The organism is Paenibacillus sp. 22594 (assembly GCF_052044425.1).
Classification (GTDB): domain Bacteria; phylum Bacillota; class Bacilli; order Paenibacillales; family Paenibacillaceae; genus Paenibacillus_AQ.
On record NZ_JBQENA010000003.1, the window covers coordinates 489,823 to 503,823 of the forward strand.

General features: G+C 51.6%; 15 protein-coding genes. 4 read left to right on the top strand and 11 right to left on the bottom strand.

Features of this window, described 5'->3' with window-relative positions:
- Positions 1-25: 25 nt before the first annotated feature.
- The 4 genes from ACTJKB_RS12895 to ACTJKB_RS12910 form a co-directional block, all read right to left on the bottom strand.
- Positions 26-730, bottom strand: a complete 705-nt coding sequence (locus ACTJKB_RS12895) for a DUF6033 family protein (RefSeq protein WP_440834430.1) — start codon at positions 728-730, stop codon at positions 26-28.
- Positions 731-860: 130 nt separating this feature from the next.
- On the bottom strand, positions 861-2,852 hold the full coding sequence (locus ACTJKB_RS12900) for an FAD-binding protein (protein WP_440834431.1): 1,992 nt from the start codon (positions 2,850-2,852) through the stop codon (positions 861-863).
- A 104-nt stretch (positions 2,853-2,956) separates the two neighbouring features.
- Positions 2,957-3,778, bottom strand: coding sequence for a MerR family transcriptional regulator (locus ACTJKB_RS12905; protein ID WP_440834432.1), 822 nt, complete (start codon positions 3,776-3,778; stop codon positions 2,957-2,959).
- A 127-nt stretch (positions 3,779-3,905) separates the two neighbouring features.
- Complete coding sequence (locus tag ACTJKB_RS12910; RefSeq protein ID WP_440834434.1) at positions 3,906-4,355, bottom strand: YdeI/OmpD-associated family protein; 450 nt, start codon at positions 4,353-4,355, stop codon at positions 3,906-3,908.
- Between the two features lie 138 nt (positions 4,356-4,493).
- Here ACTJKB_RS12910 and ACTJKB_RS12915 point away from each other — a divergent pair, with 138 nt between their 5' ends.
- Positions 4,494-5,591 (top strand): UvrB/UvrC motif-containing protein, encoded by a 1,098-nt coding sequence (locus tag ACTJKB_RS12915; RefSeq protein ID WP_440834435.1) that lies wholly within the window; start codon positions 4,494-4,496, stop codon positions 5,589-5,591.
- A gap of 144 nt (positions 5,592-5,735) precedes the next feature.
- Here the strand turns inward: ACTJKB_RS12915 and ACTJKB_RS12920 are convergent, their stop codons facing one another.
- Positions 5,736-6,599: an SDR family oxidoreductase gene (locus tag ACTJKB_RS12920; RefSeq protein WP_440834437.1), complete on the bottom strand. Its 864-nt coding sequence runs from the start codon at positions 6,597-6,599 to the stop codon at positions 5,736-5,738.
- A 266-nt stretch (positions 6,600-6,865) separates the two neighbouring features.
- Between ACTJKB_RS12920 and nudC the strand changes: the two genes are divergently transcribed.
- Positions 6,866-7,708: an NAD(+) diphosphatase gene (gene nudC, locus ACTJKB_RS12925; RefSeq protein ID WP_440834439.1), complete on the top strand. Its 843-nt coding sequence runs from the start codon at positions 6,866-6,868 to the stop codon at positions 7,706-7,708.
- Positions 7,709-7,770: 62 nt separating this feature from the next.
- Here the strand turns inward: nudC and ACTJKB_RS12930 are convergent, their stop codons facing one another.
- Entirely contained in the window at positions 7,771-8,355 is a 585-nt protein-coding gene (locus ACTJKB_RS12930; RefSeq protein ID WP_440834440.1) for an NAD(P)H-dependent oxidoreductase, read from the bottom strand.
- 120 nt (positions 8,356-8,475) lie between these two features.
- Between ACTJKB_RS12930 and ACTJKB_RS12935 the strand changes: the two genes are divergently transcribed.
- Complete coding sequence (locus ACTJKB_RS12935) at positions 8,476-8,904, top strand: MarR family winged helix-turn-helix transcriptional regulator (RefSeq protein ID WP_440834442.1); 429 nt, start codon at positions 8,476-8,478, stop codon at positions 8,902-8,904.
- A gap of 24 nt (positions 8,905-8,928) precedes the next feature.
- Here ACTJKB_RS12935 and ACTJKB_RS12940 read toward each other — a convergent pair whose 3' ends face one another.
- The 5 genes from ACTJKB_RS12940 to ACTJKB_RS12960 form a co-directional block, all read right to left on the bottom strand.
- Positions 8,929-10,347: a DHA2 family efflux MFS transporter permease subunit gene (locus ACTJKB_RS12940; RefSeq protein ID WP_440834444.1), complete on the bottom strand. Its 1,419-nt coding sequence runs from the start codon at positions 10,345-10,347 to the stop codon at positions 8,929-8,931.
- A gap of 41 nt (positions 10,348-10,388) precedes the next feature.
- Positions 10,389-11,138 (bottom strand): ABC transporter permease, encoded by a 750-nt coding sequence (locus ACTJKB_RS12945; protein ID WP_440834445.1) that lies wholly within the window; start codon positions 11,136-11,138, stop codon positions 10,389-10,391.
- Positions 11,135-12,061 (bottom strand): ABC transporter ATP-binding protein, encoded by a 927-nt coding sequence (locus tag ACTJKB_RS12950; protein ID WP_440834446.1) that lies wholly within the window; start codon positions 12,059-12,061, stop codon positions 11,135-11,137. Before ACTJKB_RS12950 ends, ACTJKB_RS12945 begins: the two co-directional genes overlap by 4 nt.
- A 70-nt stretch (positions 12,062-12,131) precedes the next feature.
- Positions 12,132-12,818 (bottom strand): TetR/AcrR family transcriptional regulator, encoded by a 687-nt coding sequence (locus ACTJKB_RS12955; protein ID WP_440834448.1) that lies wholly within the window; start codon positions 12,816-12,818, stop codon positions 12,132-12,134.
- Between the two features lie 218 nt (positions 12,819-13,036).
- Positions 13,037-13,378, bottom strand: a complete 342-nt coding sequence (locus ACTJKB_RS12960; protein WP_440834450.1) for a zinc ribbon domain-containing protein YjdM — start codon at positions 13,376-13,378, stop codon at positions 13,037-13,039.
- Positions 13,379-13,511: 133 nt separating this feature from the next.
- Between ACTJKB_RS12960 and ACTJKB_RS12965 the strand changes: the two genes are divergently transcribed.
- On the top strand, positions 13,512-13,997 hold the full coding sequence (locus tag ACTJKB_RS12965) for a GNAT family N-acetyltransferase (protein ID WP_440834452.1): 486 nt from the start codon (positions 13,512-13,514) through the stop codon (positions 13,995-13,997).
- Positions 13,998-14,001: the final 4 nt, after the last annotated feature.

The window sequence follows — 14,001 nt, forward strand, 5'->3', positions numbered from 1 at the left end:
ATAGGCGGTTGTTCGCTTGAGCCTTTTACAGCAATTTGTTGGATCTTCTGGCCCTCATCAGCTGAATCTGGTGCAAGAAGTCCTGTGCTGCTACCCCGTCTACCGGGTTCGGTGCGGATTCTGCCCCCTGAAGCGAGGCTTCCGAAGCAGACAGTAGCTTTCTCGATAAAATAGGGAGTGCCGACTCCCAGGCATGCCGCCTCTCCGCCGCCGCGCTTGTCTCCTCTGTCTGTTCTTTCAGGTTTTCCGCATCCTTAAGTTTGCTTATTCCCACTTCCTTCGGGTTGGCCCATAGGGACCCTACGGTAACCGTACCATCCTTATGAATAATCAGGTTATGGCTCAAGTTTTTCCCTCCACTCAGCTGCTGCAGTGGGTTCGGGCTCCTCTTATCCGTATGAATGTGCTGATCGATGGTTCCATACACTCTATTCCGCATGGCAGGGTCTTTGGCCATCTGCTGAAGGATGTTTGGCGCAATGATAACTTCCTGCCCGCTGCTTATACCGGAATGCTCCGGCTCTTTATCGTCTGTGGAAACGGTCTGAATACGCACTTTAATCCCATATTTCCGCTTAATCCGCTCTGCTTGATCCTGCGTTGCCGCATTGACCGCTGCCAGGGTTTCGTTAAAACTGAGTGCAGGAACAGGGGTGGACGGGTGGAACTCCTGCTGCTGTGGAGGCCGGGTCAAAGAAACGCCCTGGATTCCCGTAATAGGAATATACATATTGCCTTCCTCCTTGGTTCATAAAGTTCAAGTTATCCTATTTATCGGCTGGAACGGAACGATTTCTTACAAAGGTCTGCAGACGCAAAAGAGGGAGCCATCGGCTCCCCCTTCTCTTGAACGTTATTTCTTATTTAGCCACCGCACCTGCTGCGGCATCCTCTCCGCCCAAACGGCCGGAGGTGAAGGAATAGCCAAGACCCACGCCATTGCCGACATAAGTGTCATTGAACAATACACCTTCGGATTCGAGGCCAACCGCATATAGTCCCTTGATCGGCACACGTTTGTCATTCAGTACCTGGAACTTGGTATTGACCAGCAGTCCGCCAACTGAACCCAGATTGTTGACCTCGGCGATGATTGCATAGTACGGACCGCTGTCTCCCATAGGCACCAGGTATTCCTTCAATTTACCAAACTCAGTATCCACACCGGTTTTCGTTGCTTCCTGATACTGTTTGAAATCATTGGCAAAGACTTCTGCATCCAGCCCGGCATTTTTGGCCAGTTCTTCAATGGTGCTGCCTTTGTAACCGTCGCCGTTTGCGACCATGGATTCGAATACTTTATCCGCGTCCTTCCATGGCGTGTCCAGCTTGAACTGATCTGCAAAAGAAGCATAGAATTCCGGTGGCATTCCCGGCAGAGCTGGCGCTTTTACACCACTCATCCCTTTAGCCTTCAAGGCATCGATCTGCGCTTGCGAGACAATAACCAAATGATACGCTCCGTTAAAAGCACTTGTGTTGGCAGCCGCTACAGCGGTGAGCGTAGCTGCCTCGTCTCTGAATCTTGCTCCGGAAGGACCGACATTCATCAAAGTAGGCAGGTAAGAGAGCATCAGCGGGTAGCTGGCTTCAAACGGCTTATACTCCGTCTTCAGCTTCTCAGTTGCTCTGGCCAAGGTCTGATGCAGCATTTGACCGCCGAAATTATCGGGAACCTTAGCTCCGGCATCCCAGGACATCTGTAGCCCTTCACCGATATTCTGGCCCAACCCCCCGTTGACGCCTTCGAAGCCAAACGCTTCCTTAACCATCTCTTTGTTGCCGGCATAGCCGCCGGTTGCCATGATGATGCTTTTCCCGGTAATCTCAAGCGTTGTGCCGTCAGCTTTCTCAGCGACTACACCGGTCACCTCACCGTTAGCGCCCGTAATCAGCTTCTTGGCGGTCGTTTCGGTAATCACCTGTCCGCCGCCCTTCTCTACCGAAGCAGCCAGCATGGCCCGCAGTGTGGGCTGGCGTGTTTCGTAGGCCGGAAGCATATGCAGCTGTTCTCCCGCGAAGTTGATGAAGGTCGTTTTGTAGCCCTTCTTGTTCAGCCAATCATAGGTTTCGCCGGACTTGGTCACATACTGGCGGATCGCCGCCGCATCAACTCTCCAGTGGTTATTAACGATCCAGCCAGCGATTTCCTTCTCCACATTGACCTTTAATCCGCTGCTTACAGCCGCCGAAGAGTTGTAGAACTTGCCCGCCCAGGACAGGTTGCTTGCTCCGCCAATGGTGGCTGTTTTCTCAATAATAATGACCTTTGCACCTTTATCTGCTGCGGATACCGCTGCCGAGACACCGGATGCTCCGGCGCCTACAACGACAACATCGGCCGACAGCTGCTCGGTTTTGCCTTCACCGGCTTTGGCTACGGTTCTGGATTTGAACGCCTCTACATTGCCGCCTGCCTGCTTTACTGCGTCTTCTACAGCGGTCAGAATGGCTGTGCTGGATTCAGAAGCCCCGCTGACAGCATCGATCGCGAGCGTCTGGCCTGCGATGATCTCATCCTTGATCTTGTTGATGGCTTCAACGCCAATTCCTGCAGTTTCCTTCTGACTGAGCACCTGAATATCGGTAATTTTAGACTGTGAATCCAGGGTAACCTCTACCTGGATTTTTCCGTCTTTGCCATCAGCCTCCGCCTTATAGGTTCCTGCTTTAAAAGAAGCCGGCACCTCGTTATCATTCGCTGCCTGCTGAGTCGCCTCGGGTGACGCAGACGGCTTCACGGAAGCTGCCGGCTCGGCAGCATTATTGCCGCTGCAGCCGCTGATCAGCGACAGAATGAGGACGAGACACACGGATAACATGAACATTTTGCTCTGTGCTTGCTTGCGCATTGGTTCTCCCCCTATGTGGTTGGTTGGAGGCCCCTTTCTCTCTGGAAGGGCCACCGAATACACACAGAGTGTAAACCTTGGTGCGGCACCAAGGTCAATGAATATTATGTGAAATTTTTCTCAAATGGAATATTGATCTCCAGATAGGTTTTTGTTCCTCTGCCCATTCGTTCCGTGAACAGGATTTTGCCGTGGATATCACCGGTGATATGGTAGCCCTCTGCCCTGATATAATCCAGCATGAATTGAAAGGTCTCCCGTCCCAGATCCTCCTCATAAGAGCTGGCAATGACTGCGGAGATACAGGTGGACGGCTCGATATACTCAATGGTCTCATTCATGCACACTTCCAGCTTCCGCTGATCCTCCTCCAGCAAGGCAAGCCCCCAGCTATATTCCAGCTCTGCTGTCCCCATGATATTCTCCGAATTTTCAATTCTGAAGGCATAAAAGGTAAAGGGGAGCAGCTCCATCCAAGCCTGCACCATCCGTTTCAGGCACTCCTTCTGCAACAGCTGATTCTTGTCCGTCTGCTGGATGCGGTACATGCCCGGCACCTCTTTGATCCGGCAGGTATAAAAAGAGTCTCCAATCCGGCTCAAGTCTGCATGAATCTCGTTGATCTTCTCCAGCAGCATAACGCTGCGCCTGATATCCTCTTCCAGCTGCTGCTGCGCTGCGGCAATAGATTGGATGACCTGCTCCGCAGGCGCGTCATTGATTAGCCCGGCTACGTCCTGCAACGGAATCTGCATACTCCGGTACCACCGGCTCGACAGTAAGTTCCTGGCATCCAAATCACTGAAATAACGGTAGTTGTTGTGCTCATCTTTCATCGGGTGTACGATATCATGCTTCTCATAGAGCCGCAAGGTATCCGCCGTCACACCCAGGATCGAGGCAAATTCTCCGATAGAATATTTCATAAAAAAGCCCCCCAGCTTCAATATATCTATCTTTCCCTGTCATTTATGATAGAGGGTTTTATTGGAGGGCTTTGTGGTGTTTGTCACATCAATGGTTCAGCCAGCATTCATGCAGTCAGCGTATCCGCTACTGTACCCGTCCCTCATTCAGCAGACCAACGGCTTTCTCTATACGCCGCTGGCGGGTCTCTGCGGTTTTGGCACTCTCAATGGAGAGGACCAGTCTCCGCCTGTTGCTGTAGGATAATCCGTCAAAAAAGAGTTTTGCCGCCGGCTCACGGTCTATCGCATCACGGAAATCGGCCGGCACCGTAAGCTCACGCGGCTCTGTATCCAGCACCAGCTCCACTTCAATTTCATCTCCGCTGCTAACTCCCGCGCCTTGACGGTGTTCTGCACTTAGCGGAATCAAAAACTGGCCGCCCATCACGGCAATCGTGCTGGCGTAAGTGTATTCTCCAATCTTCACCTTAACGGCAGGCTTCTTGCTGGTCCCGAGTCCCGCCACCACCTCTTCGGGAACCGGAATGCCTGTCGCTGTTTTACCGCTCAGTTGAACAATTGCCTGAAATTTCATCATGATTACCTCCTGTCAGAGAGCCAAGCTCTGTATACCATCATTGTAGTGTGAGATCCGGCGCTTTTCCAGTCGCTCCGCACACCAGGATCGTTTATACTAAAGGATACTAGAAAACGGGATTGGGGAGGGAACCTCATGAATCTGGCGGAGAAAGTAGCAAGCCTCCCTTTATCTCCAGGGGTCTACCTGATGAAGGACAGTCTGGGCCATATCATCTATGTCGGCAAAGCCAAGCAGCTGAAGAAACGGGTCCAATCCTACTTTTACAATGCCAAGGGCCATTCTCCGAAAGTGAAACAACTGGTCCGGAACATCCGGGATCTCGATTACAAGCTGACCGATACGGAATTTGAAGCCTTTATGCTGGAGTGCCAGCTGATTAAGGAAATCAAGCCCATGTACAATAAAAAGATGAAAAATCCGCTCGCCTACAGCTATATTGCCATCCGCACGGACACGGCCTACCGGCAGCTGGCGGTGACCTATGATCCTGCAGAATACGGGGACAGCCTGTATTTCGGCCCCTTTACCAGCAGAAGCACCGTCGAACGGGCAATACAGGGGATCAAGGAAAGTCAGAAGATCCTCTGCAGCACACCCCATGCCAAAAACACACTCTGCCTTAATCACTCGCTGGGGTTATGCATCGGGATGTGCGGGGGCGGGGAGGCAATGGCCCGGTACGAGGAGATTATGCACAGTGTGATCGGGTTGCTGAACGGGGACGACCAGCGAATTCTGGAGGACATGCAGCGGCGGATGAATCAGGCAGCCGGGAATTTTGAATTCGAGACGGCCGCCAAATACCGCGATTATTGTACAGCGGTCAGCTCACTGCTCCAGAAAGAGAAAGTAATTGGCTTTACCGAGCAGAATAAGAATATTGTAGTGCTTGAGCCCATACATGAGCAGGAGCTCAAGCTAATCCTGATCCGGGGCAGTGAGATTCTTGACCGGACCCGGCTGAACACTGGTCAGATGAGCGAAGAGTTGCTGCATACGGTCATCCAGTCCGCCATCAGCAGCAGCTTCAGCAAACCGGCGAGCGGGAAGCCGGATGCAATCAGCCGGCATAAGCTGGACGAAGCCCAGATTATCTACAGCTATCTGGCGGGAAGCTCCGGCAACTATTCTATTATTCCTCAGGAATGGCTGGAGACTCCAGATCGCGTGGCTCTTACTGAGGCGGTCAGGCAACTGGTCAAAGGATATTTTAAGGATGCCCCCAGCTAAACCGCTGTCAGGAATTCCGCACAAAAAGAGGCTTCCGCTTACGGTCCATCGACCGTTAAGCGGAAGCCTCTTTCTCATGACAGGACGAGCCTTGTATACTTACCCGGCCCGGCTTCCGGAGGAGTAAATCCGCCAGACTCTGTCTTATGCCTTAACGCCGAGCAAATCACTTACACCTTCACTTAGCGGTGTAAGCGGGCGCTCCAGCAACTTCACGAAATCGCTGCTGGCAATATCGAGTGCGCCTTCGCGGATCGCACGTTGAATACCGACTACAATCGGAAGCGCGCCTTCTGGCACTCCGGCTTTTGCCATAATGTCAGCATAAGTGGCATCATCCACCTGCTGTACTTGAACTTCCTTGCCCAGCACCCCGCCGACAACCACTGCCAGTTCAGCCTGTGTTGCAGGTTGACCGGACAATTCATACACGGAATTCGCATGGCCTTCGCCTGCCAGTACAGCAGCTGCTGCTTCTGCATAGTCGCGGCGCGTAGCCCAGCCCACCTTGCCTTCACCAGCAGAGGTCAGCCATGGCGCTCCGGCTTGAACTGCCTGGATCGTGCCAATCTCATTCTCCAGATACCAGTTATTCCGCAGGAAGGAGTATGAAATCCCGGACTCACGGATGAATTGTTCCGTAGCTTTGTGTACAGGTGCCAGGAACAGCGTGCTGCTGTCTGCATGGCCCACACTGGTGTAGACGATGAAGCCGACACCCGCACGTACAGCGGCATCAACGGCTGCCTTGTGCTGGCGAATCCGTGTGTCGTTGTCGCCATCCGCGGATACGATCAGCAGCCGGTCCACACCGGCAAAGGCCTTATCCAGAGTCTCAGGCTGGTCAAAATCACCATGACGTACATCTACTCCAAGCGCGCGGAGATGTTCTGCTTTCTCCGGGTTTCTGACGCTGACCACCAGGTTTCCTGCCGCTACCGACTTCAATAACGTTTCTGCCACGATGGAACCGAAATGTCCTGTTGCTCCTGTTAATGCAATCTTCATTGTCTATTCCTCCTAAGTAATTGAGTTGTATCGTAGAACCTGCTGTATGCCGATGCAGTGCAGCAGATTTTTCTTCCTGTAACTAATATAGTTACATGTTAAGAAAATGTCAAACAAAAAAAACAGCCCGCTTAGAGCCGCTTCCCTTTTCTGTTTCAACTTGATGTCCTGCGGAGCGGAGCACGCCCGGATATTTGTTAGCATTGCCGGTTTTTGCTATTCTTAATGAAAATAGAAATGATCTGTTATCAGAAAGGTTCTGCGCCATGTCAAAACTAAGAGCAAGCATTTATCAGCGATATATTCCTGCCGTCACTCCCCCGCCTGAGTTCAGCGGCTCTGCCTACTGGCTGATCTTCCATTCCGGTAAGCTGCTGGTTACCGAAACGGAAGAGGGCACTGGCATTCCGCTTGTTCCATCCCTTGAACAGCTGTCCATGGCTCCTGTAAGGACCCTGTATCTCGGAACCTGGGAAGATCTCCCCTGCTTTACCGCAGAGGTCCCGGCAGAGTCACTTGAACCCGAAGGCATGGCCTTCCGTCCGCTGCGCTCCCTGTATGAGCCGCTGGATGAGGATCTGTTCCATCTCGCAGGCAGGGGCATTCAAATGCTGGCCTGGGATGAAACCCACCAGTTCTGCGGCAGATGCGGCACTGCTACCGAGCTGTCGCAGGCAGAGCATTCCCGCAGCTGTCCGGCCTGCGGAATGGTCAGCTATCCCCGGATTGCCCCAGCGGTCATTACCGCGATTCTTAAGGACAACCGGATTCTGCTCGCACACTCACCTCATTTTGTGAACAATATGTACGGGCTGATTGCCGGATTCGTCGAGCCCGGCGAGACGCTGGAGGATTGTGTACAGCGAGAGACCATGGAGGAGGTCGGCATCAAGGTCAAGAACATCCGCTACTTCGCCAGCCAGCAGTGGCCTTTTCCCCATTCTCTGATGGTTGGCTTTCTGGCCGATTATGAGAGTGGAGACATATCGGTGGACGGCGAAGAGCTGGATCACGCCGACTGGTTCTCACTTGATCAGCTGCCCGTCATTCCGCCCCCTATCAGCATTGCCCGTAAACTGATTGACTGGGTGGTCGAGAATCATTCCTGAGACCATGCAGAAACGGATACCTTCCTGTATTAGGGGGTATCCATTTCTCCTTCAACTTTTTACTAACGGGCTGTCTTGAAAAACTGATAGATCCGTTCCAGCTTGCGGGCATGCTTGCCCCGCTTACTCTCCATGCTTCCGAACTCAAAGAACTTCACCCTGCGAATGCCTACGTAATTTAACAATGCCTTGCGCATTAACACCTTGTGCGCGTTATGTAGCCACAACAGCGGGTAATGGGTCGGCCCCTGCATCGTGGAGATGCACACTGCCGACTTCCCCTTCAGCAGGCCCTCCGGTACCAGTCCTCCCTTATCCTGATAGGCGAACCCCGAAGCGAACATCTTATCAATATAGCCCAGCAGCATCGCTGGAGGCCGGCCCCACCAGATCGGATAGACGAACACGATTTGATCCGCCCACAGCAGCTGCTCCCTGTATTTAGCCAGTGCGGGGTCCGTGTGCATATCCCTCCTGCGCTTATGTTCACCAAAGACCAGTACAGGATCAAACCCCTCCTCATACAAATCAAGCACCTGAATCTCTGCCACCTGTGCATTCTCCCGGCTTCCCCGGAGCACCTCCTGTAGAAACGCATAGCTCAGACTCTGATGATTGGGATGTGTATAAATTACCAATGTGTTCATGCTGCCACCTCTTTAGTTATCATTTGATAATCAAAGGGTAACATAGCCGTAATTTAGTTGTCAAATGATAATTGTTTTATGATAACTTTTTTGCTAAGGTGTCATGTAGAGGTGATCTTCATGGACAACAACAGTCTATTTCAGAAATTCGTAGCCTTTACGACTTCCGTCCACCAAATAACCAGTGATATTAGTAAAGATGTGAAATCGGAGTCACTGACTCCCTTGCAATATAAAATCCTTGAATACATTGCCGTCAGCCAACCGGTTACCCTTAGCGAGATCAGCGATTGCATGCATATGTCGATGCCGAACACGAGCCGTGAGCTGAAGAAGCTTGGCGAGAAGCAGCTGTGCGACAAAATCACCGACCCCGCCGACCGCCGCAAGCAGGGTATTACCCTCTCTGCTGCCGGAGAAGCGATGATGAATGAAGCCTTTCAGCATATTGCAGTCCGGTTCGCAGAACGGATGGGAAGCGTTACGGACGAGGAACGCAAAGAGATCGAGCGGGCGCTCGATCTCTTGCAGCAGAAGGTATTTTATTGAGGCGGTTCCGCATAGAACCAACAATTATTTTACCGGAATACTCTTCGCCGGACGCTCAACCGGAGCTTCCTTGCGTTTGATAAAGAAGGCCAGGATCAGCGCGAGCACTGCACTCCCGGCGGTTACCATTGAAGCTACATTCATCCCATGTATTAAGCTGTGGACATCACTCGTTTGCCCCAGTCCGCCACCGCTATAGGTCATTATAGTCACAAGCAGCGCTGTTCCGATCGAACCGGCTACTGTCCGCAGCGTGGTGTTAACGGGAATCCCATGCCGGATCAGATCAGGCGCCAGTGAATTCATACCGCTGGTTATAACAGGAAGCAGAGTCAGGCTGACTCCAATCATACGCAGGGAATAGCCGATCATTAATAAGGCATAGGTGGTGTGCTCCGTTAAATTAGAGAACATCAGGGTGGAGACTACCGTTAAGCCAAGCCCTATGATGACCAGCATTCGGGCACCCATTTTATCGAAAAGCTTCCCGGCTATAGGTGACAGAATGCAGATGAGAATCGCACCAGGCAGCAGCATCAGCCCTGATTTGAGCGCGGAATAGCCAAGCATGGTCTGCATATAGATAGGCAGCAGAAGCTGGGCGCTCAGCATAATAATCATCAAGATCATACTGATTACTGTAGCCATAGTGAAAGCGGGACTTGTGAATACTCTTAATTCCAGCAGCGGATTCTTCATGGTCAACTGCCGCCATACGAACAGGCCAAGTGCGATGAAGCCGATCACAAGGGAGATCAGAACCTCAGTGCTCCCCCAGCCTTTGCTGCCGGAAACGCTGAATCCATATAATACACCGCCGAATCCAAGAGATGACAGCGTCATGGATAACGCATCTACTTTGCTCTTCACCTGCGGAGTAACATTCTTAACGAGAAATAATCCAACGAAGGTGAGCAGCAGTGAGCAAGGAAACAGAATATAGAACAATAAGCGCCAGGAATGATCCTCGACAAGCCAGCCGTTCAGCACAGGTCCGATGGCCGGAGCGAAATTAACCGCAAGCCCGATCATTCCCATCGTGAACCCCCGTTTGGCAACTGGGATCAGAATAAAGGTCAGCGTCTGCACCAAGGGAAGCATGATCCCCACTCCGACCGCCTGCACCATTCTTCCGGTGAGCAGCAGGCCGAAGTTCGGTGAGACCGCACACAGGAGCGTTCCCGCAGTAAGCATGCCCATGGCGAAGACAAAAACTTGTTTGGTTGTAAATCTCTGAATAAGAAAAGCCGTGATCGGAACCACAATGCCCGTAACCAGTGCGAATGCTGTCGTAAGCCATTGCGCGGTGCTTGTGGATAGCTGGAAATCCCCCATAATATTCGGGAGTGCTGTATTAAGCGAGGATTGATTCAGCAGCCCCACCATTGCCCCGATGATTAGAATAGCCATGATTAGAATAGTTCCCTTTGGTATCTTCTCCATGCTCTTCCCCTCCATTATTAAATAATAAAAATCCGCCTGCCTTACGTTTGATCGGCATACCGCCACCAGGCGAGCGTACCTGCTATGCCAATGCCGCCAGTGAGATAAGGAAGCAGCCAGCTTAGAAGCTCTACATGTGAACTCTCATCTCCTGAAGCACCACTGAGTAAACCGGGAATTGCCCATGGAATATATTCCGCAATCCCCAAGCCACCGCCAAACTGGGCAATCACAATCGTAAGCAGAACAAAACCTAAGGGAGATAGATATCCGCGCCCTGCACTGGCCATCCAGGCTACCGGAATACTCAGGCAGATAATCATAAGACTGAGCAGTGCGTATCCTCTGAAGCCATGAGCGATGGCTCCAAGGCTCCAGCCTTCTAACCGGACAAACCATGCGGTTATGCAGCCGGCAATGAACATAAGCACTGCCAGGACTGCACACAGTGCAGCGGCAACGATCAATTTGGCTGCGGCTACTCCGTACCGGGACAACGGCAATGCCAGCAAATCCTTGACCGTACGGTCGGTATACTCCCGTCCGAACATCCAGCTGAACACAAATCCGAATCCGATGAGGCCCCCCATGGATATCACGATGCCAAGCTCCTTCATGAATCCCTGCATATTGATTTCTCCCTCGAAGGCGTCCTGGGAGCCAAGCCACCCGGAGAAAACCAGCCCAATCATCACTGGCAGCAGTATGCTGGCGGTGAGTGAAATCCAAAACAATCTGGAGCGGCGAAGCTTCAAGATTTCCACCCATAGGGCCGATAGCCATTGATTCATCCTTTCATTCCTCCCTCAGCCTCGATCATTCTAAGAAAATAAGCCTCTAAATCCTCTTCCTCCACCTGAATCAGCGTGGGCGGCATATCTGCGTACGCAAGCAATTTGGAGATCTGGTCCGGGTGTGCTATGGCATGTTTGTCCAGCAGCAGCAGTGTTCCATTCCCGGATTGCTGCACATCATAGCCTGCCTTAAGCAGCCGGTTCCTGGCACTTGCGGAGTTGCGGGTCTGCACAAGCAGACGTTTGCGGAGCAGGTGCTGTAGCTCCTTAACATCCGTCTCCTGCAGGAGCCGGCCCTGATGTACAATTCCGATCCTCGTCGTCAGCCTGGAGACCTCACCGAGAATATGGCTGGAGATAAAAATCGTTACACCGTGGTTGAGTGCCAGGTCACGGAGCAGTTCACGCACCTCAACAATTCCGGCCGGATCCAGCCCGTTCGTCGGCTCATCCAGAATCAGCACCTGGGGATGATGCAGCATGGCCTTGGCCAGACCGAGCCGCTGCCCGTTGCCGAGAGAGAGCGTTCCGGCCTTGCGGTCCCGGTAAGCGGTAAGCTGAAGCTTGTCGATAATGGCATCAATCGCCTTACGGTCAGGGATGCCCCGCAGCCTGCGGATAATCTCCAGATTCTCGCGGACGGTAAGTTCAGGATAGGAGTACGGCGTTTCCACCATGTAGCCCACACTGGCCCATAGTTTGTGGCTGCCCGCATCCACCCGCTGCCCGAACACATAGGCGGAACCGGAATCGGGCCGGATCATGCCCAGCAGCATACGGATGGTTGTCGTTTTTCCCGCACCATTCAGCCCCAGAAATCCGTAGATTTCTCCTTGGTCCACCTCTAGCGACAGCCCATTCACAGCATGGTTGCTCCCGAAATGCTTGGTTAACTCTTTTGTCTGAATCATTGCGGCCATTGTCCTCACTCCTGCCTTCAATTTAAAACTAACTAGTTGTTTATATTTTGTCTAAAAAAACAGCCGCCTCTTACAACAAAGACGGCTCCATCACGCCATGGATGATAAACTTCGCAATCTGCTGGGTGGTCTGCTCTCTCATCTGCGGGGAATCAAGCTTACCGAGCAGCTGTTCAAACCGCGAAGACGACTGCAGAGTAGCTGTAGTCACATTCATAATCAGAATGGGAAAGAGCGCCGGATCCAAATCCTGACGGAGGATTCCATTCTTCTGGGCGGCTAAGGCCAATTCATGCATTTGAGTGGCATCATCCGGACGATAGGTGATTTGATTCCAGGTCTTCCAATCTTCAGCCGCTTCCCAGAATAGAATTCTCAGGTAGCTCCGATGCTCCAGAAGGAAGGATACCGTTTCCCGGGTCATCGCTTCCAGGAACTCCCGAAAGGCCGCGGGATCCGTTACAAGCTGTTTGTTCTTTAACAACCCGGCGATGAACGAGCCTGTAATCTGTTCGCCAATCTGATCGGCTCGTTTGACCACTTCTGTATAAAGGCCCAATTTGTCACCAAAGTACTGATAGATCAGGCTTTTATTGTACCCGGACTCCTTCGCGATCACATCAATCCGGGCCGCCGAATAGCCCAGCTCTGCAAAAATCTCCTCGGCAGCATCAAGGATGATCCCTCTGGTTCGGGCGGCATCGTAAATTTTCGAACTTCGTTTGCCCTCTGTTGGTGATATGATTGCCACCTCCATTTATAACTAACTAGTTAGATTTTATGGTGAAACCGGACAGAAGTCAAGCGCAAATAAGTGGAACCGGCTTCGCCGTCCTTTTAAGGGACGGAATCCGTTTCAACGAGAAATAGAAGGATGATTTATAGCATGAAACCTATAAATCCTTATATTTTAACAAATTCCTCTAGGGGACTGCGTGGTCCCCTTATGATTCTTCAGTGAGTGGATCAGATTCATTATGCTTTTCTGACAAATTCGGATTTGAGTTTCATTGCTCCAAAGCCGTCAATTTTGCAATCAATATCATGATCACCCTCGACCAGTCTGATGTTCTTCACTTTGGTACCGATCTTCAGCACCGAGGAGCTGCCCTTGACCTTCAGGTCCTTAATGACTGTAACCGAGTCCCCGTCGTTCAAAATATTCCCGTTAGCATCCCTAACAACTTTGTCTTCCACGCTATTTGCGTTCTCTGACCCCGGTGCCCACTCATGTGCGCATTCCGGACAAACCAGCAGCGACCCGTCCTCGTATGTATACTCCGAGCTGCACTGCGGGCAGTTTGGCAATTCATTCATGATCTCATTTCTCCATTTCTTATCGACAGCTTGGTCTTGAAATAAATTCTTCTTATTGTAGCATACCCCTTGAACTCATGCACAAATTACATTAGCATCTAATTAGATAAATATCTTAAAGGAGATGTATCCATTGATCATTCTAGAAGCCGTACCGGACCCCATATCCGCAGATAGTGTGGAGCTTCAGGCAGCCATTCTCAACTCGCAGCCAGCGTTCAACCTTATGGTGCTGCACCAGGAGCTTCTCACCCCGGAGGATATCCGTGAAGAGAACAGGCAGAATCTCGAGATGGGCGAAAAGATGCTGCTCATTAAGGAGAATGGGCACTACATTGGCATTATTACCTATCTGCCCAGCAATCCTAGTGACAAACATTCCTGGATCGGTCTTTTTATCGTTCATCACGGCTATGCCGGGCAAGGGATAGGTTCAATCGCGTTGGATGCTCTGGAGCGGAGATTATTACAGGAGGATGTAACGCAAGTCAGACTGGCTGTTCAACTGGAGAACCGGATTGGAGCATCTTTTTGGAATAAGAATGGTTATGCCTTCATCAAAACTGCCAAGGATCAGCATGGAAACCACGTCGATGTATACGAGAAGCTGCTCGTTTAAATGT